Source organism: Streptomyces sp. LARHCF249 (assembly GCF_052871255.1).
This window is the reverse complement of the sequence record NZ_JBIXJQ010000014.1, coordinates 99,118-120,913: the sequence shown is the minus strand read 5'-3', so window position 1 is coordinate 120,913 and position 21,796 is coordinate 99,118. Positions and strand designations below refer to the sequence as shown.

At 70.0% G+C, this 21,796-nt stretch carries 22 protein-coding genes and 1 pseudogene; 9 read left to right on the top strand and 14 right to left on the bottom strand.

The window, feature by feature from the left end:
• Positions 1 to 15: 15 nt before the first annotated feature.
• From ACIPUC_RS32050 to ACIPUC_RS32005, 10 genes and pseudogenes are all read right to left on the bottom strand, one after another.
• The gene (locus tag ACIPUC_RS32050; RefSeq protein WP_446593895.1) at positions 16 to 450 is read right to left on the bottom strand and encodes a hypothetical protein; all 435 of its coding nucleotides are present in this window, start codon (positions 448 to 450) and stop codon (positions 16 to 18) included.
• A gap of 11 nt (positions 451 to 461) precedes the next feature.
• Positions 462 to 2,846 (bottom strand): hypothetical protein, encoded by a 2,385-nt coding sequence (locus ACIPUC_RS32045; protein ID WP_446593894.1) that lies wholly within the window; start codon positions 2,844 to 2,846, stop codon positions 462 to 464.
• A gap of 134 nt (positions 2,847 to 2,980) precedes the next feature.
• Complete coding sequence (locus ACIPUC_RS32040) at positions 2,981 to 3,181, bottom strand: hypothetical protein (RefSeq protein ID WP_331761852.1); 201 nt, start codon at positions 3,179 to 3,181, stop codon at positions 2,981 to 2,983.
• A gap of 3 nt (positions 3,182 to 3,184) precedes the next feature.
• Positions 3,185 to 3,700: a hypothetical protein gene (locus ACIPUC_RS32035; protein ID WP_446593893.1), complete on the bottom strand. Its 516-nt coding sequence runs from the start codon at positions 3,698 to 3,700 to the stop codon at positions 3,185 to 3,187.
• Between the two features lie 246 nt (positions 3,701 to 3,946).
• A complete protein-coding gene (locus tag ACIPUC_RS32030) occupies positions 3,947 to 6,145 on the bottom strand; it encodes a DUF2637 domain-containing protein (protein WP_446593892.1) in 2,199 nt (732 codons plus the stop codon).
• Positions 6,146 to 6,294: 149 nt separating this feature from the next.
• Positions 6,295 to 6,675 (bottom strand): hypothetical protein, encoded by a 381-nt coding sequence (locus ACIPUC_RS32025; RefSeq protein WP_446593891.1) that lies wholly within the window; start codon positions 6,673 to 6,675, stop codon positions 6,295 to 6,297.
• A gap of 222 nt (positions 6,676 to 6,897) precedes the next feature.
• Positions 6,898 to 7,149 (bottom strand): annotated as a pseudogene (locus tag ACIPUC_RS32020) (DUF5999 family protein); the annotation flags it as partial.
• Between the two features lie 239 nt (positions 7,150 to 7,388).
• Entirely contained in the window at positions 7,389 to 7,664 is a 276-nt protein-coding gene (locus ACIPUC_RS32015) for a WhiB family transcriptional regulator (protein ID WP_446593890.1), read from the bottom strand.
• 5 nt (positions 7,665 to 7,669) lie between these two features.
• Entirely contained in the window at positions 7,670 to 7,879 is a 210-nt protein-coding gene (locus ACIPUC_RS32010) for a hypothetical protein (RefSeq protein WP_446593889.1), read from the bottom strand.
• Positions 7,880 to 8,043: 164 nt separating this feature from the next.
• Positions 8,044 to 8,853: a hypothetical protein gene (locus ACIPUC_RS32005; RefSeq protein WP_446593888.1), complete on the bottom strand. Its 810-nt coding sequence runs from the start codon at positions 8,851 to 8,853 to the stop codon at positions 8,044 to 8,046.
• A 223-nt stretch (positions 8,854 to 9,076) separates the two neighbouring features.
• Here ACIPUC_RS32005 and ACIPUC_RS32000 point away from each other — a divergent pair, with 223 nt between their 5' ends.
• From ACIPUC_RS32000 to ACIPUC_RS31990, 3 genes are all read left to right on the top strand, one after another.
• On the top strand, positions 9,077 to 9,583 hold the full coding sequence (locus ACIPUC_RS32000) for a GntR family transcriptional regulator (protein ID WP_446593887.1): 507 nt from the start codon (positions 9,077 to 9,079) through the stop codon (positions 9,581 to 9,583).
• 193 nt (positions 9,584 to 9,776) lie between these two features.
• Positions 9,777 to 10,820 (top strand): AAA family ATPase, encoded by a 1,044-nt coding sequence (locus ACIPUC_RS31995; RefSeq protein ID WP_446593886.1) that lies wholly within the window; start codon positions 9,777 to 9,779, stop codon positions 10,818 to 10,820.
• A complete protein-coding gene (locus tag ACIPUC_RS31990) occupies positions 10,817 to 11,386 on the top strand; it encodes a phosphotransferase-like protein (RefSeq protein WP_446593885.1) in 570 nt (189 codons plus the stop codon). The genes ACIPUC_RS31995 and ACIPUC_RS31990 overlap by 4 nt, the downstream gene beginning before the upstream one ends.
• 7 nt (positions 11,387 to 11,393) lie before the next feature.
• On the opposite strand, the gene ACIPUC_RS31985 is transcribed toward ACIPUC_RS31990, so the two are convergent.
• Positions 11,394 to 12,233: a DUF1932 domain-containing protein gene (locus tag ACIPUC_RS31985; protein WP_446593884.1), complete on the bottom strand. Its 840-nt coding sequence runs from the start codon at positions 12,231 to 12,233 to the stop codon at positions 11,394 to 11,396.
• Positions 12,234 to 12,237: 4 nt separating this feature from the next.
• A complete protein-coding gene (locus tag ACIPUC_RS31980; RefSeq protein ID WP_446593883.1) occupies positions 12,238 to 12,882 on the bottom strand; it encodes an HAD family hydrolase in 645 nt (214 codons plus the stop codon).
• A gap of 93 nt (positions 12,883 to 12,975) precedes the next feature.
• Here ACIPUC_RS31980 and ACIPUC_RS31975 point away from each other — a divergent pair, with 93 nt between their 5' ends.
• The 3 genes from ACIPUC_RS31975 to ACIPUC_RS31965 all read left to right on the top strand — a co-directional run bounded on the left by ACIPUC_RS31975 (position 12,976) and on the right by ACIPUC_RS31965 (position 16,525).
• Positions 12,976 to 13,272 (top strand): helix-turn-helix transcriptional regulator, encoded by a 297-nt coding sequence (locus ACIPUC_RS31975; RefSeq protein ID WP_446593882.1) that lies wholly within the window; start codon positions 12,976 to 12,978, stop codon positions 13,270 to 13,272.
• An 856-nt stretch (positions 13,273 to 14,128) separates the two neighbouring features.
• Entirely contained in the window at positions 14,129 to 15,610 is a 1,482-nt protein-coding gene (locus tag ACIPUC_RS31970; RefSeq protein ID WP_446593881.1) for a transcriptional regulator, read from the top strand.
• Between the two features lie 9 nt (positions 15,611 to 15,619).
• Positions 15,620 to 16,525 (top strand): DciA family protein, encoded by a 906-nt coding sequence (locus tag ACIPUC_RS31965; protein ID WP_446593880.1) that lies wholly within the window; start codon positions 15,620 to 15,622, stop codon positions 16,523 to 16,525.
• 330 nt (positions 16,526 to 16,855) lie between these two features.
• Here the strand turns inward: ACIPUC_RS31965 and ACIPUC_RS31960 are convergent, their stop codons facing one another.
• On the bottom strand, positions 16,856 to 17,911 hold the full coding sequence (locus ACIPUC_RS31960) for a DUF6083 domain-containing protein (protein ID WP_446593879.1): 1,056 nt from the start codon (positions 17,909 to 17,911) through the stop codon (positions 16,856 to 16,858).
• 89 nt (positions 17,912 to 18,000) lie between these two features.
• Here ACIPUC_RS31960 and ACIPUC_RS31955 point away from each other — a divergent pair, with 89 nt between their 5' ends.
• From ACIPUC_RS31955 to ACIPUC_RS31945, 3 genes are all read left to right on the top strand, one after another.
• The gene (locus tag ACIPUC_RS31955; RefSeq protein ID WP_446593878.1) at positions 18,001 to 18,609 is read left to right on the top strand and encodes a DciA family protein; all 609 of its coding nucleotides are present in this window, start codon (positions 18,001 to 18,003) and stop codon (positions 18,607 to 18,609) included.
• An 80-nt stretch (positions 18,610 to 18,689) separates the two neighbouring features.
• Positions 18,690 to 20,033: a replicative DNA helicase gene (dnaB, locus tag ACIPUC_RS31950; protein ID WP_446593877.1), complete on the top strand. Its 1,344-nt coding sequence runs from the start codon at positions 18,690 to 18,692 to the stop codon at positions 20,031 to 20,033.
• A gap of 64 nt (positions 20,034 to 20,097) precedes the next feature.
• Positions 20,098 to 20,802, top strand: a complete 705-nt coding sequence (locus ACIPUC_RS31945) for a hypothetical protein (RefSeq protein ID WP_446593876.1) — start codon at positions 20,098 to 20,100, stop codon at positions 20,800 to 20,802.
• A gap of 288 nt (positions 20,803 to 21,090) precedes the next feature.
• On the opposite strand, the gene ACIPUC_RS31940 is transcribed toward ACIPUC_RS31945, so the two are convergent.
• Positions 21,091 to 21,570: a hypothetical protein gene (locus tag ACIPUC_RS31940; protein WP_446593875.1), complete on the bottom strand. Its 480-nt coding sequence runs from the start codon at positions 21,568 to 21,570 to the stop codon at positions 21,091 to 21,093.
• Between the last annotated feature and the right edge of the window lie 226 nt (positions 21,571 to 21,796).

The following is a 21,796-nucleotide window of genomic DNA, read 5'->3' as shown; positions in this document are numbered from 1 at the left end:
TGCGGGATGGGTGGGTCAGCGGTTGCTGTAGAAGGTGCGGTCGGCCATCTCGATGCCGTCGGGCATGTTGTTGGCGGCGTCCGCGACGGCGCCGTAGTCGGCGATGTGCCCGTCGGCGGTCTCGTGGAAGAGCGTGGACATCTCCTCGCACTCCACGGCCATGGCTTCGGCTTCGTCCTTGCATGAACGCATCACGGTCGCTGCCTCGCGGTGCTCGTTGACGGTGGACTGATCGACGCTGAGAGCGGCGGCCTGGTCGGCGAGCCTGTCGGCCGACTTCGCGCAGTCCTCCACGTACTTGAAGGTGGAGCGGACCTGCTGGGACAGGCCCGCCATGGTGGCGCTGGCGGCGGTGAGCTGCGCGACGACGATGCCGAAGCGGACGGCGCCGACGATGGCGGAGCCGGTCTTCTGGAGAGCGCCGCCGATGACGGGTACGAGGTCGGACATGGTGGGTTCTCCTATTCGACGTGGTAGTCGCGCTCGGCGGGGGCGGCGTGTCCGTGGTCGCGGGTGACGTCGGCGAGCGGCTTGTGGCGGCGCTCGGCGTTCTCGCCGGCGGTGCGGATGGCCTCGGAGGCGGCGGGGAGCTTCTCCGCCAGGGCCTCCGCTTTCGCCTTCACGCTGACGGCCTTCTCGGCGAGGATCAGGACCCAGCCCTCCAGGACGCCGGGGACCTTGAGTTCGACGATCTTCGTGTGGAGGGCCTCCAGCCGCGTCATCATCTTTTCGCAGCCCTCGGCGGCGGCGTTGGCCTCGTCGACGCCCGCCATGATCTCCTCGGCCATGTCGGCGTCGGAGTCGATGACGTCGTAGATCGTCAGGTCGCTGTCCGCGTACTGGGTGCTCGGTGCCTTCGTCGGGACGGGCACGGTCACTACGGTTCCTCCTGTCCTTGCTGCGGGAATCGCTCCGGCGGGAGCCCCGGCCCGGCGGCGCGCCTCACGCTGGCGTGCCTCCCAGACCTGGCCGCCAGCCTGTTCGACGGTGATCGTCGTGCCCTCGCCGTAGCCCCAGCCCGGGGGAGGGCCGAACCCTCCGGCCGGTGCCGTGTCCGGACCGGACGTCGTGGCGGAGCTGGTGGAGCTGGGCGGGTCCGGCTCCGGCTTCCCGGAGCGGCGCGCGCCCGCCCGCTCCCACCAGCCGCGGACCGCACGGCGCTTGTCGCCCTTCGGCTTGGAGGCCGGACCGGCCGGCTTCGGACCGGTCGTGCCCGTGCTGCCAGTGGGGCCGGTGGCCGGGCCCGGTCCGGGCTTGCGCGGCCTCTTGGTGAGGCGGACCTTCTTCCGCAGGTTCACCTTCGGAGTGGGGCCGGTGGGACCTGCGGGCGCGCCCGGTCCCGGCTTGCCGGGCCTCTTGGTGAGCCGGACCTTCTTGCGCAGGTTCACCTTCGGAGCCGTACCGGCCGCGGTGGTGGTGGCGGGCTTGGGCTTCTTCGTGAGGCTGACCTTCGGCGCCGTGCCGGCCGCTGTGGTCGTGCTGGGCTTGGGCTTCTTGGTCAGGTCGACCTTCGGAGCCGCCGCCTGGGTGGCCGGGGTCGTCTTGGGCTTCTTGCCGTTGAGGATCCGGCCGACCGTCCGGTGCCGCAGTGCACCGCGGATCGTTGTCGGTGTCGCCGCTGCTCCCGTGCCGGTGGTTCCCTTGGGCTTCTTGGTCAGGTCGACCTTCGGGGCTGCCGGATCGGGCTTGGGCTTCTTGCCGTTGAGGATCCGGCCGACCGTCCGGTGCCGCAGCGCGCCCCGGATCGTCGCCGGTGTCGCTGACGATCCCGAGCCCTTGGTGAGGTCGACCGGCTTGCGGCCGGTCGGCGTCCAGGAGCCGGTGGTGATGCGGTCGGCGACCCGGGCCCGCGCCGCGTCCTGGACCCTGGGGCCGCGGTCCGGCTTGGTCGTGCCTGTCGTCTCCTTGGTGTCCTTGCCCTTGCCGTCCGTGCTGGACGTCGGGGTCTTGGGCTTGGGGCCGTTGCGGACGCGGTCGGCGGCACGGTCGCGGACGGCGTCCCGGATTCCCGGGGTGCGCGTGTTCGTCGGTGTCGGGGTCTTCGGCTTGGGGCCGTTACGGACCCGGTCCGCCGCGCGGTCGCGGACGGCTCCGGAGAGGCCGCCGGAGTTGTTCCGCGTGACGGCTGTCGGGGTCTTTCCGCCCCCAACTCCGAGCTTTCCGCCACCCTTTGTCCCGGAGGGCTCCAGGGCGCCCTTGCGGCCTCCGCCGCCGCCTCCGCGCCCGCCGGTGCCCTGCGTGGGCGTACGGCCACCAGAGCCCCCGCCAGGGGCCTTGCTGGGCGTCTTAGATCCGGAGGTCCCCGGCGACTTGGAGCCGCTGGGGGAGCGGAACGTGCTGGGCGCGGAATTCTTTCCGGAGCTTGTCCGACCCCCTCCGCCGCCCGACGTGCGGGTGCTGCGCCCGAATTCGGGACCGGGCTGCAAACGGCTTTTCTGGCGGGCCGCTTCCACTCCGGTCTCGGCTTTATCGGCCGCCGCCCGCTGCTGATCTGCAATGGCCCGATGGTGTTCGTGGCGGGCTTTCAGATAAGCGGCGGCATTCCATGCACCGCGCATCGCAGCGACGGTAATACCGGCCATCATCACCACCGACATGGCAGCGATTCCAGGCCCCTGCGGGCTGTCCGGGATTCCGGGGTCCGCGTGTGCGGCCGTCGTGCTGCCGCCTCCGCCGACGTCGGAATTTCCCGCCACCAGCAGGGAGGGCGGGGGCGCCAGGGTCGGCAGGGCGGTCAGGGTGGGGGCGGCGGCCCCGGGGGCCGGTGGGCCGCTGCCCACCGGCCCCGGGATCGTCAGCCCGCCGGGGAAGCCGAGGACGGTCCCCCCGGCGTCGTCGTCGGCCATCGGCCGTCTCCTTCCATCAGTCACTCCGGGTCACGGATCCGGGGGGCCTCACGCGCGCGTATAGGCGCGCATGTTGGGCTCCCCGGATTCACGGGGGTGAGGTGGTGATGATGAGCAGTGATGAGCGCGGAGCGTTACGGCGAGGTCGGCCGGCCCTGCTGCTCCGTCGTCCAGCGCTGGAGCAGCAGGACCAGGTCGGCCCACGCCTTGTCGTCGGTGCCCGCCAGGAGGCGGGCCAGGTCCCACAGCGCGGTCGCCCGCGCCTTGTTCGTGGTGGTCTCCGCCAGGCGCTTGTTCCAGCGCGCCGTCTGGCCCTTGGAAAGGTGGCCGGGCACTTATCAGGCCCTCTTTTCCAGGAAGTCCAGGAAGGTGTTCTGACCGCCGTCCGTGCCGGTCTTCTGCACGACTCCCTTTCCGTCGCCGGTCGGCTCGGCCAGGGCGCTCGTGAGGCCGTTGAGGTGTCCGGCGTTGTTGACCGCGCGGCCGGTGGCCAGGCCCTTCTTATTGGCCTTTTCCAGCTCCTTCTTCTCGGCCTTCTTCTCGCGCCTCTCCGGCAGTTCGACGTAGCGCCGCTGGAATTCGGCGTCGAGCTTTCCGGCGTGGTTTACGGCGTCCCGCAGGTCGCTTTCGAGCTGCGCCAGCGGACGCGAGGCGAGATAGGCCCGGATTCGGGCCTCGAAGGGCTTGTCCGCGTCGAACTTGATGTTCTCCAGGTCGGACCGGTACTCGCCGAGCAGCGCCCTGACCTCGTCGGCCATCTGCCGCAGCCGCTCGCGCTGCTGTGCGGCGTACAGGGCGGTTCCGCCGGGCTTCATCAGGTGGTCCGAGGTCCACCGGTTGTTGTTCTCGGGCATGGCAGAAGACCTCCAGGTCTCGGGGGTGGGGAGGGGAAGGGGTTCGTGGGTCCGTGTCCCCGAGGCGTGCGTGCGGGGCCGGGATGGTGCTCGGTTCGGGCTGGCTGTCCGCGCCCCGCTCGGGGCGGGCGCGGACAGCGGGCCTGCCGGCCGTGGCCGTCACCGGTCCGCGCTCACGCTCGGGGAGCGTGGGCGCGGGCCGGGGGCGACCATGAGCGGCAGGGAGGTTGAGCGCCGGATGGGCGCTCAGGCGTTGACCGGGACGCTCGCCCCGGCGCTCACGCTCGGGCTCGCCGGGGCGCTCGGGGTGCCCTCTTCGACCTGCTCGCGCAGGCGCTGGGCGGTCGGGCGGGAGACCGGCTCGTCGGACAGGCCCGCTTCGGTGAGCGCGTCGCGGATCTCGGTCCACTGCGGGCGGCGCCCGAGCTCGGTGTAGAGGAGCCGGATCCGTTCGTGGCGGCGCTCGGTGAGCGCGCCCTGCTCGCTGCGCGTACGTGCGCTCTCCGCTCGGTGAGCGTCGTCGTCCTCCCCGGGGCGCTCACCATCGTGAGCGCCTGCGGTGAGCGCCGGGCGCTCACGCTCACCCTGGGCGTTGCCCGAGGTGAGCGCGCTCACCTCGGGGGGAGCGCCGCCCGCATCCGGGTGAGCGTCCGAGCTCTCCTCCACGCGCTCGATGGTGTGAGCGTCCTCGGGGGTGAGCGTGTCGGCGAGCACGGCGGGCGCGCTGCCGAGCTTGAGCGCCATCCGCTGCTCCAGCGGAGCCTTCCACCGCCACAGCAGACCGAACTCCTCGCGCAGCCGCGCTCGCAGCCAGGTCTCCTGCTGAAGGCGGGTGAGCGCCTCCTCGTAGGAGGTGATCTCCCACAGGATCATCCGCCGGCGAAGGCGAGCGGTGGGGATCGGGGCGAGCACCCAGCGGCTGCGGCGCACCGTCTCCATCCGCACCTTGCCGGTGACCGCGCCGATCCGCGTGGCGTACACGTGGGAGGCGATCTCCGAGAAGACGACCCAGAGCAGGGTGAGGGCGGCGTGCCCAAGGCGACCGGAGGCGCTGTGCGACGCCGACCAGTTCAGGTACACGGTCACCGCCGTCAGTGCCCGGGGCACCCAGCGGATCCAGCGCAGCTCCATCCCCATGCGGATCAGGACCAGGTTGGCGCCGGTGAACGCGGGGATGGCAACGTCGATGCCGACCGGGAGCAGCCACGGCCACTCCCAGCCCCACCCGGCGGCCTTGGCCTCCAGGGCGGTGTAGGAGGAGAGCAGGCCGAGGGTGGAGACGACCGCGGCCGCCAGGACGATCCCGACGACCAGGACCAGCTCCTGCCCGGACAGCGGCGGAACACCGCCGACGGGCCGGGCCTCGTCGCGGGCCTTGCGCCGCTTGGCGCGGGACTCGGCCCGGATCTCGCGGCGGCGGGCCCGGCGCACCGTGCGCTGGGTCGCGGCCTCAAGGATCCGCTCGGCCTCGGCCAGCGCCTGCGTGGCTGCGGCCTGGTCGGCCGTGGCCTTGGCCGCTGCCTCCCGGGCCGTCGCCTGGTCCGTCTCGGCCTGCTCCCGCAGCCGGGCGACGTCCTTGTCGACCGCCGTCCGCAGCTCCTCAGCGGAAGCGCGGGCGTCGTCCAGGGCGCGGTCGGCGTCGGCGCGAAGGCCGGCGGCCATCTTCTCCGCCCCGGCCCGCACCTGCGCGGCCTGTTCGTCCGCACTCCCGCGCGTCCGCTCCGCGTCGGCACGGGCACGCTCCAGGACCTGCTCGGCGTCCTTGGCCGCGCCCGTACGGGTGTCGGCGGCGGTGCGCTCGCCCTCGGCGAGGAGCTCGGTGCGCTTCTCCGTCGCGTCTGCGAGGACCTGCGCTGCCTCCCGTCCGGCCTCCATACGGACCCGCTCCGCGTCGGCGGCCGCATCGGTCAGGGCGTCCTGCGCCCGGCGCCGCGCGTCGGCCAGGGCCTCCTCGGCCTTCCCGGCCGCGGCCGTGGTGAGGGCCTCGGCCTCCCCGTGCGCGTCAGCGAGCAGCTGCTGCGCCGCCGTCTTGGCGTCGGTGCGGACCTGCTGGGCGTCGGCGGCCGCATCGGTCGCGGCGTCCTCGCGGATCCGGTCGGCGGCCTTGGTGGCGTCGGCCAGGAGGCGGGACTGCTCGGCGGTGGCCGCCTCGGTGAGGGTGGCCGCCTCCGTGCGGGCGTTGTCGAGCAGTTCGGCGGCGCGGGCCTCGCCCTTGGCGACGATCTGCGCGGCGTCGGCGGCGGCCTGGTCGCGGAGGTCAGCGGCGCGGTCGGCTGCGTCGGCCAGGACCGGGTCAGCCTCCTCGTGTACCAGCGGCACGGTGTTCTCGGCGGCCGGGGCGGCGGCCTGGTCCGGGACGGTGGTCTGCGGTGCCGACGGCCGGGCGGCGGTGCGGGGCTGCCGCTTGGGCTGGCCCCGGCGACGGGCGGTGGTCTTGGTGGCCACGGGGGATGTCCTCTCGTACTTTCCGGCGCCTCCGTGAGGAACGGCACCGCGGGGCAGCGTCGGTCGGTAGGGTCAGGACCAGGTCCTCCGAGGCCCCGGCAGCTCTAATGCCGAGGACTCGGAGGACCGTTGTGCTGCGGGGCTAGTGGTCATTCGTGGGCGGGCAGCTCCGGGCGGCGGTTGGCCGTCAGGTGCTGCTGGGTGAGCCAGGCCATCGCGGCCGCCGTCATCTCGTCCGCCGCGCCCACGGTGTTCAGCGGGGCGGTGTCGATGTCACGCATCGCGTCGGCCGGCGGCAGCAGCCGCATGTACGCGCCCTGCGCGTCGTTGATCACGCCGCCCTTCACGGGCAGCAGGGTGTAGCGGACCCCGCCGGAGACGTAGGTGTTGACCCAGCTGACCCGGCAGACGACCGTGTGGTTCGGCTCGCCGCGCCAGAACCGCTCCGGATCTCGGTAGAGCACGAAGTCGTCGCGCTGGAACGAGACGGCCTGGCCCTTGGCCGTCGCGGGCTCGGAGAAGGCGTGCATACAGGCTCCCTGGGTGAGGTCCGGACTGTCCGGCTCCCAGTCACCGCCCGACGGCCGTCAGGGTTCGGCGGCCGGGTCGGGCGGATCAGGCAGCCGTCAGGCCGACCACGAGGTGCTGTTGGCCAGGGTCGCCGCATGGAACGCGGCCGCGCTGGTCTTCCCGCTGGGCGCCGTGCCGCCGATGAGCGCGTGGGTATCCGCGATCCGGAGGGAGAGCGCGGTGTCCGTCGGGCCGGTGGGCCTGTGCGGGTCGACGATCCGGCCGTCGGGGAGCAGCTCGCCGGTGTCCTCGAAGACCAGGACGGCGTTGCAGAGGAGGCTCCAGCCCTGCTCCGGGTGGGAGGCCACGACGCGCGCGGCCTCCCGGTCCGGGCTGTCGGCCGTCGGGCACTTCGGGGTGTGCGTGCAGAGCGAGTCGGGCAGCCGGGTGGTGCCGGTGGCCGCCGCGGTGTCGAGCAGGGTGCTGGTACGCATGAGCTCTCCTGCGGGGATGCGGGCCCGAGACTCTCCCGGGCTGGAGGCGTGCGAAAGGCCGGCCGCCCGTCTGGCGGGCGACCGGTCTGGTCGAGCGGCGCGGTGCGGGACGGAAGTTGGGTTTCCGTCCCGCACCGCGGTCAGCCGTACGGGGTGTCAGCCGTGCAGGCGTCGGCCCAGCTCGTGGTTCTCGTTCGTGCGTCGGAGGTTGTCCTCCAGGCGCTTCTGGTCGGCGTCGCTCATGCCGCCGCCCTGTTCTTCTTGTTGTTCCGGGCCCGGTTGCGGGCGGCGCGGCGCTTCATCGCCCGCCGCTCGTCCTCGGACAGGCCGCCCCACACGCCGGTGTCCTCACCGGACTCCAGCGCCCACTGCAGGCACTGCTCCATGACCGGGCAGCGGCGGCAGACGGCCTTGGCCTCCTCGATCTGCAGGAGCGCCGGGCCGGTGTTCCCGATGGGGAAGAACAGCTCCGGGTCCGCCTCGTCGGCGCAGACCGCGTTGTGTCGCCAGTCCATCCCGGTCACCGCCCCTGTCCGACGACGGTCATCTCGGCGAGCGTGCGGCGGGCCCTGCGGCCGGCGCGGGCCGCGCGACGGTCGCCGTCGGCGGTGAGGTGGCGGACGAGCTGGTGGAACGCGGTGAGGTCGTCCGGCTCGAAGCCCTTCTTGTTGTCCTCACGCTCGATGTCGTCGATGATCCCGGCGTTCGGCCGAGGCACCACACGTGTCATGCTGAGCTGCATCAGGTCCTCCGATTCAGGTCCTGGACAGCCCCCGGGGGCGCAATCCCCGGGGCTGTCGTCGTTCAGGCTGCCCGTACGAGCAACCACGGCCCCGGCCGCCCCCGATGGATGCGGGGCGGCCGGGGCCGTGGTCGATCGTCGCGGTGTTCGAGTCAGGCGGCTGCCGTGACCGAGCCCTTCCTTGTGTACTGCTTGCCGAGCTCGGCCTGGCGGCGGTCGTGCGCACCCGGGTCCTGCGGTGCCAGCGGAAGCTCGGGGCCGCGGAACTCAGAGAGCGACCCTGCGAGGCGCTCCGCGCAGCGGTTGTTCGCCGTCTCGACCTCCGACCCGCCGTGCTTGGCCCACTGCGCCTTGCGGGCAGTCGGCGCCGTCTGCTTCCGCATGGTGCGGCGCTCCTGGCGCTCCTGCTCCTCGCGGGCCTCTCGGCGGGCGGGCTCCTGGTTGAGCGCGAGGACGTAGCGGCGGGCCAGGATGCCGCCGTCCGTGCAGTGCTGGCCCTTCACGCACCGCGTGCAGCCCTTGCGGTGGGCGAGGTAGGACTGCCGGGCCGTCTCCAGCGTGACCTCCGCCGTGATCCGGGAGACCGGAGCGGCCAGGGCCGGGAGCGGCTTGTAGAACTGCTGCGCGGCGCGCCGGTTGTCCTGCGGCATTGCGTCGCGTAGCAGGCGGTTCTGCCTGGCCTGCCAGCGCTGTACGTCGATGTCGATGACGACGACCTGGTCGGTACCGGGGCAGAGGGTGTGCTTCTCGCCCTCGGCGACCTTGTCGGAGATGCAGTGCTCGCGGATCTTGAGGACCTTGTCGCCCATGATCCGGCGCCAGGTGCGGCAGTCGGGGCAGGCGATCGACTTCGCCTCGTCCGGGCGGACGTTGAAGTCCTCCGGCGCCATGCTGCTGAGCAGCAGAGGCGCGCGGCGGTTGGTGTTCTTGGACCGGTTACGGCCGGGACGGATGCGGGGCATCGAGACCTCCTGACGACGCGGAAGCGGGTGCTGCCTTCTCTGCCGCGCCAGGCCGGCCTTTCGGCTGGTGGTCCTGACGGACAGACAGCGCAGCAGCGCTGTTCGAGGTGGATCAGGTGGAGCTATTCGGTACAGGCGCCTCGGCCGGGGGAGCTCGGCTCACCCCACTGCCTCCCGTCCCAAAGGACGGAGACCCCCACTGTTTTGCGGTGGTGCTCACTCGGTGCTCCCGAAGGACACGAGCTTTACGTACAAGGTGCACTATGTGTATAAGGTTGTCAAGGAGGTGTTACCAATGACGACCCCGACCCTGCACCCACTGCTCTCCGAGCCCATGTGCTGCACTATGAGCAGCTCAAGCAAGCGGGCACATGAGGAAGGAGCAGCGGTGGGCAGCGGTCAGCCGGAGTACCAGCGCGTCATGGAGGACCTTCGCCAACAGATTGCCGCTGGTCGTCTTGCAGTCGGAGATCCGATTCCCTCGACAGCCAAGTTGGGATCGCAGTACGACGTCTCCAGCACCGTGGTCCGGCGCGCCGTCACCGAACTGACCGCCGAGGGCATTCTGTATGGACAGGCAGGAAAGGGCGTATTCGTCCGAGCCCGGCCGACTCCTGTCGCAGCGCAACCTTCCACGGCCGACCTTGCTGCCACAGTCGAGAGGCTTGAGGCAAGACTTGAGGCCATGGCCGCCCGACTCGAAGCCCTTGAGCAACAGCGGAAGAACTGATCGCTCCACACCAACTGAAGCAAGTTGACCTTGCACAAGGCACCTCCTCATCCAGAACCCGGCTGCGCTGCTGGAGCAATCACACCGCGTGCACTGCGGCGGGGACATCACAGCGCGCTGTCGAAGCACGTACACGGGTTTTCAACATCCGCGTACACACGGGATTTCGGGCCCACGCCCTAGGCTCGCGGGCATGACGATGACGGAGGGGCAGAGGGTGGGGAAGCAACGAGCGGGGTGGCGGCCGGACCGACTGCGTGAACAACGCGAAGCACACGGTCTGACCCTGGAAAAGGCTGGCGAGCGACTTCGCGAAGTCGCTGAGCGGGCCACGTTGAAGGGGATTCCCGCCGCGAATCCGCAGACGCTTTGGCAGCACGAGCAGGGCGAGGTCTACCCGGGCCCGCACTACAGGCGGGCCTACTGCCTTCTCTACCGGGCCACGGAGCCCGACCTCGGCTTCCGCAATGCTCTGCCGGGTGAGGAAACGTCCTTCAAGCTCACGCCCATGGACGATCGCCTCAATGGCTCGCACGTCTTGGCTGTCGAGCGGGCGATTCACCGAATCGGACCTGGATCCGGCTCAGGGGAAGGCGATCACTTCGCCCTGCAGCAGCGCATCATCGACGCCTGGAAGCGGAGGCACACCGGCGGCGATCCGCACCGCCCCGTCCTGATCCTGGTCGGCGGGTACGCCGGCAGCGGCAAGACCGAGCTCGCGAGGTTCTTCGTGCAGCTCACCGGCTGGCCTCTGCTCGATAAGGATCCGCTCACCCGACCACTGGTGGAACGCCTCCTGGTTGCGTTGGGCGGTGACCCCAACGACCGGCACACGGAGCTCTACAGGGAGCGTGTCCGGTCGGTGGAGTACGACTGCCTCATGCAGTCAGCCATGGCCAACATCAGGTGCGGGATCAGCACGGTGCTGACCGCGCCGTTCATCGCGGAAATGACCGACACGGCTTGGATGCAGCGCCTGGCCAACCGCGCAGGGGCTATGGGCGTCGACGTCTTCCCGGTGTGGGTGCGCTGCGATGAGGAGTCGATGCGGGAGTACATCACCTTCCGCTCCGCAGCTCGGGACGCGTGGAAGCTCCAGCGCTGGGACGAGTACATGGCAACGATCAACCTGGACCTGCGCCCTGCGGTGCCGCACTTGGTCGTCGACAACACATTGGGCACCGCGGTGAGCCTCGCTGATCAGGCCCGGCAGGCGATGGGGGCAATGTACGCATGACCGCGAAGCAGGGAGTCGTCCTGTACGGCCCACCGGCGGCGGGCAAGGACACGGTCACCAACGCGCTCACCGAGCTGCGCTCGACGTACGCGCAGTTCGCGCGACTCAAAGTCGGATCGGGCAAGTCTGCGGGGTACCGCATGGGCACGGCGGAGCAGCTGACCGCGCTGGAGGCCGCTGACGCCGTCGTCTACGCGAACTCCAGGTACGGCAACACCTACGTCATCGACGCACCGGGCCTGGATGCCGCGTTCGCCGCCGGGGTGCCAGTAGTGCACCTCGGGCAGGTCGACGGTATCCGGGCCCTGGTCGACGGCTACGCGGCCGACTGGACCGTGGTCCTGCTCTGGTGCCCGCTCGAGGTGACGGCGCAGCGGTCTGCGGGCCGGGGCGACAGTGACACCACGGCGCGCTTGTCGGCGTGGGAGGCGACCCGCGAAGACCTGGACGCGCACCCAGACGTGGTCTGGGACCTGACCGTGGACACCACGACGGTGTCGCCGCAGGAGGCTGCGCTGCTCATCGACCGGCTGCTGGCGCAGGGGGCTGGGGCGGCAAGGGCATGAGCGCGGGTTACGGCTGGGCGAGGCGGTCCAGGGCGTCGGTGAGGGTGAGCTCGCTGTCGTCCCTGACCTCATGCCACCGTGACAGCGTGGACGCGGCGGCGTGCAGCATCTCGGGCGGCAGCCCGATGGCCGTGAGCGTGTCGGCGGCTTCCTCCAGCTCCGGGCCCCATCGCCAGGCGCGGGCCGCCGTCTTGGCGACGTACTCCGGCTCCGCGAGGTACGAGTCGGTGCGCCGAGAGGCGATGTCGATGAGCTCCTGGTCGACGCCGTGCTCACGCGCCATGCCGACCGCGAGCGCCACCAGCACGCGACTCGTCTTCTGGAACGATGCGTACGACAGCTTCAGGGCGGAGGCCTTCCCGACTTCCGTGCCCAGGGTCCTCGTCTTCACGGCGGTGCCTGCGAAGAGCGCCTCGATCCGCGCGGTCGCGTCGGCCGGGCCCGACAGGTACAGCGTCGGCGCTTTACCGCGTACGGGCGGGGAGCCAACGACGCCGCCGTCCACAACGGTAGCGGCCGGTTCGAGCAGCTCGGCAATCCGAGACGCCCGCTCGGGGCTGATGGCGTTCGCCTCCACATACACCCCGGTAAAGCCGTGCGCAGCAATGTCGCGAGCCAGGTCCTCGGCGGCCGCTGGTGGGCAGAGACTGATGGCGATGTCGCTGCGGTCGAGCAGCTCGGGCAGCGTGCCCACCGGCGTCAGGCCGAACTGCTCGGCGCGCGCCCCGGACGCTGTGCTGCGTCCCGCCTCACACCAGAGGACGGCGGCGGCGTTGGCCGCAGCGCAGGCGGCGACGGCCGCACCCATGCTGCCGGGGTGGAGGATGCCGACGGTGGGCTGGTCCACGGTGCTACTCCGAAATCTCGTTGAGCAGGATGGTGATGGCGTCGGTGGCGTCATCAACGCTGTGGTCTGCGGGCTGAAGGCCCTCGGGCCAAGGCCGACCACGAAGCCAGATGGTGCGCAGGCCCGCCTCGTGCCCGCCTCCGATGTCTCCGGCCGGGTTGTCGCCGATCATCCAGCCGCCGTCGGCCAGGCTCCGTCCGCAGCGGCTGGCCGCGAGCTCAAAGAGTTCGCGGGCGGGTTTGCGGATCTCCAGGTCGCCGGAGGCCGCGACGCCGTCGACCAGGTCGGTGATGCCGGCTGCGGCGAGCTTGGCCCGCTGGATGTCGCCGGCCCCGTTGGTGATGATGCCGATAGTGCAGGCCGCCGCGCGCAGTTGGCGCAGGCCCTTGAGGACCTCCGGTCGGCAGGTGACGGCCCCGGCGATCAGATCGACGTACTCCTGCCACAGCTGCTCGGCGGGCTCCGTCAGTCCGAAGTAGGTGCGCAGCTGGGCGAAGTCACTGGGGTTCGCGCGGTCGGCCAGCGCGGCGCGAAGCCAATGCTCGATGGGGGTGTTGAAGGCGTGGGAGCGGCACAAGGCGGGCACGGCATCGCTGAGCGCGGCCTGACGGTCGATCAGCGTGCCGTCCAGGTCGAAGAGGGCGAGCATACAACCGACCCTATCGAGGGATTGCTTGACGCCCTCCCAGATCGGTCCCGTGGTGTATCTTTCGGGGAAACATCGATCATGAGAGGTTGGGCCATGACCGACGCGGACCCCCTGCAGCGGGTGAACGCCCTATTGGACGACGTCCTGCCGCCGCCGCGTGTGCGGCAGCGGCTGCGCCTCGCCGCGGGCCTCACCCAACTGGAGGTCGCTGAGGCCGTGGGCGTCCAACGCCTCGCTATTGCTCGTTGGGAGCTGGGGCAGGTTCAGCCGCGCCGGCCTCACCGGGCCGTCTACATTCACCTGCTCAAGCGACTCGCGGAGCGTTTCCCCGAGGCCGCACAGCTGGATGAGGGCATGCCGACGCCGATCTCCGAGAGGGGATCGGGATGACCTAAGGCCATCGACCGCGCGCACCAAGAAGCGGACTAACCTCCCGCTGGCCTCGCGCGGCCCGTCTACCGACCGGGCTCTTAACCCGTGTCGGCCGCTCAAGTCCCAGTTCCTAGCTGGTCCTGAGCTGCGGCTTATCAAGCCGCCCATTTCCAAGTCGGCCCCTCATCAGGGCCACTGCACCACCGGCCACTAACCACGGCCACCACAGCCGTAGCAGCACCGATCCGCATTACCTGCGGCCCCCACCACAGGGGCTTCGCAGTTCAGCAGGACCGGGAGGGGAGGAGAAATCTCCCCCCGCCCGATCGGTGTCCGCCTTCTTCTCACGAAGGGGGCGGCACCTGACGCATCCGCACACCCGGTCGTCCAGCCCGGAGGGCTCGGTCGTCCAGCTATACGGAAGGCAGGTCGTTCTCATAGTGCACGAGAGTGGTGTCCGCTGTCAGCTTGACCTTGTCCGTTTCACCCCGGTTCGGGCTCGGCAGGCTTCTCGCGTTACGGGATCGGTATCCCGTTCGCGGCGGCATGAGCGATTCGTACCGGAAGTGGGTTTTCCGGTACGCCCCTACGAGAGCAGCGCTCTCCGGGACTCCTTGGCGAGCCCTATCGCGGTGTCGATCGCCTCGCTCATGCACCCCGTCGCGAAGATCATTGGCAACGCCGTCGACGGACGGCTGTCGCCGTCCCCGACTCGCGTCTGGGAGACCGTCGTCCCGCGTGGCGGGACAAAGTTCAAGATTTCTGCCCGCCGGGCGGGAGTGAACCGGGTCCTCGCCGCTTACCGGACTTTGTCCACAGGCTGTCTGCACCAGGCTGCCGAGATGATCTCTATCTCCTCCGTCCGGGCGGGCCGGTGAGTGCCGTGGCGGCGCCGGCCGCCGTGGTACTCCCCGCTCCGCGCCGGGCGGCCGACGACACTCGAGCGGTCGCCGTGATGCCCGAGCTGTTCGTGGCCGAGGCGTCGCAGTGGCTGTCGACCTCCTCGGGCCGGATCGCGGGCGAGGGCTACTCCTGGATGCAGGCGGTCCACTGGGTCGCCGGGTCCGGGCTGTATCAGCCGCGGCGGCACCGGTCGCACGGGCCGCGCTCCTTCGGCCCGACGACCGTGCGGGTCGCCCAGGAGCTCGCGGCACTGTCGCCGTGCCGTCCGGGCATCAAGTACCTGATGCGCCGTGTCGGCCTGTCGGAACGGGCGGTGCAGGACCACCTGCGCATCCTGCGGGAGACCGGGCTGCTCGCGTGGATCGTCAAGGGCACGCGGGTAGCCGGCGACGGCGGCCAGGCGTCGGAGTTCGCGCGGATGATCCCTGTGGAGTTCGACGTCGCGCTGGGGATCCGGACGGTACAGCGGGACCGGGACGCTCCGGCGTACACGCGGGCGGTGTCCGGGATCGCGGAGTCCGGCCGGGAGCTGATCGCGAAGCTGGCGAAGAAGGCGTCCCGGAAGGTGCGCAAGCCGCGGTCGAAGACGTCCTCGAAGGCACCGGCGAAGGGTGCCCGCGAGGCTGCTGATCAGGGCGTTGTGACGGCTGTTTCCGGCGATGCCCGTTGCACCCCAAAGCAGGTGGGTACCTCTAGCTCTTCTTCTGCCGGTACTACTTCGCTTCCCTCTGAGAGCAAGCTCGTCAGCGGGGAAGCCCAGTTTTCCACCCCGAAGAAGTCCAAGGGCAAGGACGGCGGTCGCCGGGGCCTGAACGTGGTCGGCCGCCGTTTCCGGCTGGCCGGTGAGCTGGTCCGTCAGGTGCCGTGGATGGGCCGGGCCTCGGTGGCCCGGATCGCCTGGATCCTCAGCGAGGTCGCGGACGCCGGCTGGACCGCCGACGAGATCATCGCGTTCCTCGACCTCGGCGACGCCCCGGAGCGGGTCCACCGGCCCTCCGGGTTCCTCGCCGCACGGCTGGCAACCGCCGTGGCGCAGTGGCCGACCGCTGAGGGCCGGGCTCGAGCTGTCCAGGCGTACCGGGACTCCCGGCGCGCCGAGCAGGCCCGCCACCGAGAGTGGGAAGGCCAGTGGCAGGCACCGAGGAGCGAGTCCGTCCGCCGCCTGGTCGCCCAAGCATTCATCCCGCGTCAGCAGCAGCCGGCAGACGACGCCCGGGGCGAAGTCCTGCCCGCACAGACCGGGATCGACGACCTCGACCAGGAGCAGCAGCGCGAGCTGCGGGTGATGGCCCGGGGCGAGTTCGCGCGCGGCGAGACCACGCTCGTCATCGGCGCGGTCGACACGTTCGGACAAGCCGCCGCCGAGCGGCTTTACGGCGCTGACCTGGTGCGGCGCGCACTTCGACTCACGAGCGGCAGGCGCAGCTCGCTGATGGCCCTCGGAAAGCGGTAGGAGGCCGAAATGACCGAAACGATCACCCACAGCCAGCAGGACCGGGACCAGGAGCAGCCGGGTCCGGCCGCAAGGGAACTGTCCGGTGTCGACCTGGCCCGCGTTGCCTTGCACCAGGCCCGCGAAGCCGCCAAGGCCCGCGGCGCCTCGGGCAGCACCCGGAAGGCGAAGCAGGATTCCCGTACGGCGGGTGTGCGACGTGACGGGCGCGAGGTCGCCGGGTTCGGCGCCGTCCTCCAGGGCCTGCTGGCCGACCGGGCCTGGGACATCCCGGCCGCAGGCGGTGGCGTCCTGAACCAGTGGCCGGACATCGCGGACGCCGTCACCTCGAACCTGTCCGCGCACGTCACAGCGGCCGCCTTCAACGCGGACAGCGGGCAGCTAGACCTGCGCCCAGACTCTCCCGCATACGCCACCCAGCTCCGACTGCTCAGCACCCGCATCATCGCCGCGGCCAACGACCGGGCCGGGACCGAGGCCGTCCGAACCATCCGGGTCCTGACCATCGGCAAGACCACGGTGCCCGAGCCCCGCACGCCCGCTCCGGCACCGGCCACCGTGCCCGAAGCGCCGGTGCTGACCCGGGACATGGCCCCCGACGGCTTTCACCGGGCACTCGCGGCCCACCAGGCCGTCCCGCGCAGGCGAGAGATGGCCCTGGACACCGCGCAGGCAGCCGCCCGGCAGGCCCGCGTGCTGCGGGAGCTCAGCCAGTGGGCCTTCCCCGACCCGGAGGAGGTCGCCGACGAGCAGCCAGCGCCGATCGACAGCGCAGTCCTACAGCGGCGTCGCAAGTTCGCCGCCACCGAAAGCGCAGCCCAGCACCGGGCCCGAACCGAACCGCCCAGCGGTCCGGGGCAGCGATTCTCCGGCCGCAAGGCGCCCGCCGCGGTACTGATCCTGCCCGGACCGTGAGCGGGCGGGCAGGATGACGTCACGCAGCTGCTCCGGGCAGCGACCGGCGGTCGGGGCCGTTGTGCTCGCGCCATCTCGCACTGGTCACGCTGCTGGTGAATTGGCATCACCAACGCCTTCATGGACATGCGGCTTCGTGAAAGGGATCGCACACCGGTGACAGCGGACTTGCGCGCAGTGTGGCGCGACGTGGCCGGTGAAGCAGCTGACTGAGTGCGCCCCAGCCATATAGCCCCATTCGGCACGTGAGCTCCCGATCAGCCGGCACACGGCAGCGCGTTGGTCCAGCGCGTAGCGAGGGGTGTACCTGTGACCGGGGTCTGGGGTGGGTTACGGCCAGCCGCCGCCGGACTCGCCCGGATCCGCTTGCCAACGGCGGTGCGTGGCACGTCGGGCTGTGTGCTTAGGACGGCACCTATAACACATCCAGCCCAAGCCCTCCACGACCTCCCTTTCCGGTACCGCTCCGACTTTGCCCGCGTCGCATCCCTTGCCGGCACAGATCAGTCGCGCCCCCTTACTCGGCGGCTGGGCGACCGTGGGTGCGGTGGCAGGCCGCTGGTAACGGATGTGGCTGCTGTGGCGGAAGGCGTCGAAGTGCTCGCATTCGCGAGGGTGGGCGTCAGGCACGGTGCTTTCGGCAGCGTGGGCGGGGCAGTGCTGGTCACGCCAGCGAACGCTCTCCTTGTAGCTGACATTGTTCAGGCTCCACACCCACATGGTTTGGCCTTCCCAGAGCGGGGCGTCGCCGTTGCGGTCGCGAGGGTAGGGGATCTCGATCTCCGCCCACTCGCCCTGGAAGCCCGCCCGATCATCGCGCACCTGGTTCTCGCACCGCTGTCTTGTTGCTTCCGACAACGCGACGCACAGCAGCTCATCGGCCGTCGTAGGAGCGAGGAGGTGCACGGAGTGGTAGGCGATCACGTCCCGGCGAGAACAGCGGCCACCTGGCTCGCGGCCAGTGGTCTTGTCGTCGTTCTCCGCCCCGGTCAGCGGCGCCGAGAATCTCCCCTCCCGAATCGCGGACTGCATATTGATCGCGGACTGCCGGTGCAGATCGGCAAGACCCACGTCCGTGAACCCTTCATGCTCAATGCCCGGACAGATGGCCGGGTGCGCGATCCAGCACGTGTCTTCCACCGAGCCGAGGCGGGCGACACCGGCATCCACGCTCCACCGCGCCGGAGCCGGAACCCGGGAGGTGGGGAACTGCTTAGGCATCAAGGGAATCCTGCCGCCGTCAGCCCGGTCGAACCACCAGACCAGGTTGTAGCAGTACAGGCAGCGCCCCGTGTTGTCACTGCGCAAGGACTTCGACGGTGCATGGGGATGAATGCGCATGGCCTTCGGCATCTGGCCGCCGCTGTCCCAAGGAGCCGTGTTCACACCCCCCTTTCTAAGGCTCCAGCACATGCCGAGTACAGGAGAATCGTGAACCTGGGGGAGACCGGCATCGCCATAGTCCAGGAGGGTGCATGGAGCAGCGTCAAGACCTAGCCCGCCTCGCACTGCAACAGGCCAAGCAAGACGCCCGATGGCGACGCGGCAAGCGCGTTCCGCAACGGCGAAGCCGGCCCAGGTCGGGCCCGGTGCCCCTACAGACGGCCTTCTCCGACCTGCTGCGTGAACGCGGATGGGTCATCCCGGCCCTGAACCCCTTGTTCACGGCCTGGCCTGCCATCGTAGGACCGGAGATCGCCGCGCATGTCACAGTGGTCGACGTCGACGGTGTCCAGTTCATCGTGCGTGCCGACTCCAAGGCGTGGGCCTCCCAGGCGCGGCTCCTCGAGCCTCAGCTCGTCGCCCGCCTGAACCACCACCTGGACCACGAGGCTGTCCGAACTCTCCGGGTCCTGTCCCCGCAAGACCCGCAGATCCCAGCGGAAAAGGTCCCCCTCTGGCGACGAGACGGCCTGGTCACCACCGCGCCTGCCTCCGGAGCCTCCAACGGCGCGCAGCAGCCCAGCGACGAAGAGCCGTCCACCCCCTTCTACGCCCCACCAAACCCACCTGGCGCCCCGCCGGCGGAGCAAGCCGTTCGCCACCTTGCACTGGCCCGCGCCCGCGCGGACAGGCGTCCTTGAGAGCCACATGAGGAGGCACACGGGCTGGCTACCCTGACCAGGGGCACCTGCGCACGGTGCCGGACAGCGAGAGGAACCACATGGCCGAGGACGGCATCGAGCAGGCCCAGCCAAACGACCTGCAGGCGGAAAAAGCTGTCCTCCACGACATGCTGATCTCCACCGACGCCATCGCAGACACCGTCGAAGTCCTCCACGGCCACGACTTCTACCGGCCCGCCCACGCCATCATCTACAACAGCATCCTGACCATCTACGCGGCGAACCAGACACCCAACCCGTTCTCCGTGTGCGAGCACCTCACCAAGATGGATCAGCTCGACGAAGCGGGCGGCACTGACTACATCAACGGCCTTGCCCGGCAGAAGGCCGGCGGCATGAGCCGAGCGAAGAATGCCGAACGGGTGCGGTCAACAGCCAAACTCCGCCGCCTGCAGGCCGCTGCCCTGCACATCCACGACCTCGCCGTCGACGGCACTCCGGAATTCATCGACCGTATCGCCGACGCCGCGGAATCCGAGATCTTCGCAGCCACCGCCGAGCACCCAGACAGCGTCCCGCCCGCCTTCGTGCTCGGCGAAATAATGGAAGACGCCCTCGATGAAATCGAAGCCGTCGGCCGACGGGGCGGCAACCTGATCGGCGTACCCACCGGCTTCACAGACCTCGACTCGCTAACCGGTGGCCTCCATTCCGGCCACCTCACCGTGATCGCCGCCCGCCCTGCCATGGGCAAATCCACGCTGGCCCTCGACATCCTCCGCTGCGCCAGCATCAAGAACAACCTGCCCGCCGTCCTGTTCACCCTGGAATCCAGCCGGACCGAAGTCGCCATGCGGATCCTCTCCGCCGAGTCCCGCGTCGCACTCCACCACATGCGCTCAGGGACCATGACCGACGACGACTGGACCCGCCTGGCCCGGCGCATGCCCGACACCTCGAAGGCCCCGCTCTACGTACAGGACAGCGCGCACGCCACCTTCACCGAACTCCGGGCGCAAAGCCGCCGACTGCGCAGCCAGCGGAGCATCGAACTCATCGTCGTGGACGACCTGCAGATGTTCACGTATGGCACCCGCCCGTTCTCCTCCCGATACGAGGAGATCTCCGAAATCGCCCGCTGCCTCAAGCTCCTCGCCAAAGAGCTCGAGATCCCGATCCTGGCCGTATCCAAACTCAACCGCGGCCCCGAACAACGAGCCGACAAGAAGCCGCAGCTCAGCGACCTCCGGGACTCAGGCGCGCTGGAAGACAATGCCGACCTCGCGATCCTGCTCCACCGCGAGGACGCATACGAAAAGGAATCCCCCCGCGCAGGCGAGGCGGACCTCATCGTGGCAAAACACCGAAACGGCCCCACGGCAACCATCACAGTGGCCTTCCAGGGGCACTACTCACGGTTCGTCGACATGGCATCCACCTGACAGCCGCACCACCTCGCCGATCAGCCCGGCACAACCTCAAGACCCGACAGGCAGGAGCAGAGCATTGACCCACCACGACGCGTTACCGCAACGGCGAACCATGGAAACCAGCACCTCAATCCCAACACCATGGCCCGACCTGACCGACCTCGCCGAGCTGAACTTCCGCCACAAGGTGGGCATCATCGCGCAGCGGGGCAGCCGGGAAGCCAAAGTCGGCCGGGACATCGCCGTCCACGCCGCGAAGGCCGGCGTACCAACACTCCTCTACACCGGCTATCCCCCCAACGAACAGCCCGACTGGCTCGCCGTCGACGAGACTCCCAACCCGACCCCCACAGACGTGAACGCACGGGCACAACGACTGATCAACGGCGAGAAACCCTCCTTCGTGGTCATCGAGCGCTACGAACGCCTCAGCCCCACACCACCGCCGTACCGCGAATGGGACGACCCCATCGACGACCCGGACGAACCCGAGTCCCGGGCAGACCAGCTGATGTGGTCCGTCAGGGAAATCAGAATCGACCTGCCCCTCCTGCTCACCACCGTCGTCGATCCCGAACCGCAACTCTCCCGCCGGATGGCCACCTGGCTGCACATCGATCACCCCGCGATGGTGATGACCGATGTCTGCAAACCCACCCTCGTCGTGCACCGCACCAGCCCCCAGACCGTGGACACACGGATGGAAGTCGACCCCCACGAATACCGCACTGGATCTCGAAGCACCTTGCAGTGGACCCCGCTGAACCTGCGCCAACCCTGAACAGGACGTTCGGGCCTGGCGGGCTTGCATCCTCTCCCTGCCAGCCCCCGACCCGGGTGCGTACGGGTGCGCGGCCATCCGGGCGGGCACCGGCTGCTCCCGCCCTGCCGTAGACCACAAGATTCTCGAGGCGGCGGCACCAGCCGCCGCCCTACTCGGCAGCCAGCGGCACCCGCTGCGCCGGTGGAGCGCGGATACCGCCGGATGGATACCGCCGCGCGATCGAGGCAGCACTGCGAGGCCGTCCTGCCGTGCGCCGCCGCGGTGCCGTATTCCATAGGCGACTACCTATGAAACACCCGACTCGTCGGGCCCTACCTTCTTCCCATCGAGCATCCGCTGGAGGGATGCCAGAACCTCTTCGTTGATGGCTCGCTGCTCAAGAGACAGGCCGGGATCGGCGAGCTTGGCTCGCACGTTCTCGACCGCGGACCTGATAGCCGGCCCCGCGTCCGACGCCTCTGCCTGTTCAAGAGCCATTCCTCCCCGCCGCCTGTTCTGAAACTGCTCCCGGGTGATGTGACCGTCCCGGAAGGCCGCCTCCCACATGGACTCCGCATGGTCCGCGTCGAACCTCGTCTCCCGGAAGCCGTAGTCCGTGTTCTCGTCCGGCACTGGGTCCGCCCATGGGTCGGGTTCGTACGACAAGCCGTAATCCGGGCTCCCCGGGCCATAGACGTCCGCCTGTCCCGCCGACGGATCCGGCTCGTACGACAAGCCGTAGTCCGGGCTTCCGGGTCCGTATTCCTCTTCCTGCCCCTGTGTCATGTGACATCCCCTCCAGCTCGCCTGAGTCGAAACGAGCCTAGGACTCCTTGCCTACCCAGGGGGCAAGCCGACGAAGGCCGTAGTCCGGGCTCTTCGACCACATCCGCGCTGTGATGCCCAAGCCCTGCCCGCCGGCGGGCAGCGGCGGCTCCATGTGTGCGCCGCCGCTGCCGGGCTGGGGAGCCGTATCCGCGTGGTCACCCGCCCCCACCTGGAGGCCCTCTGT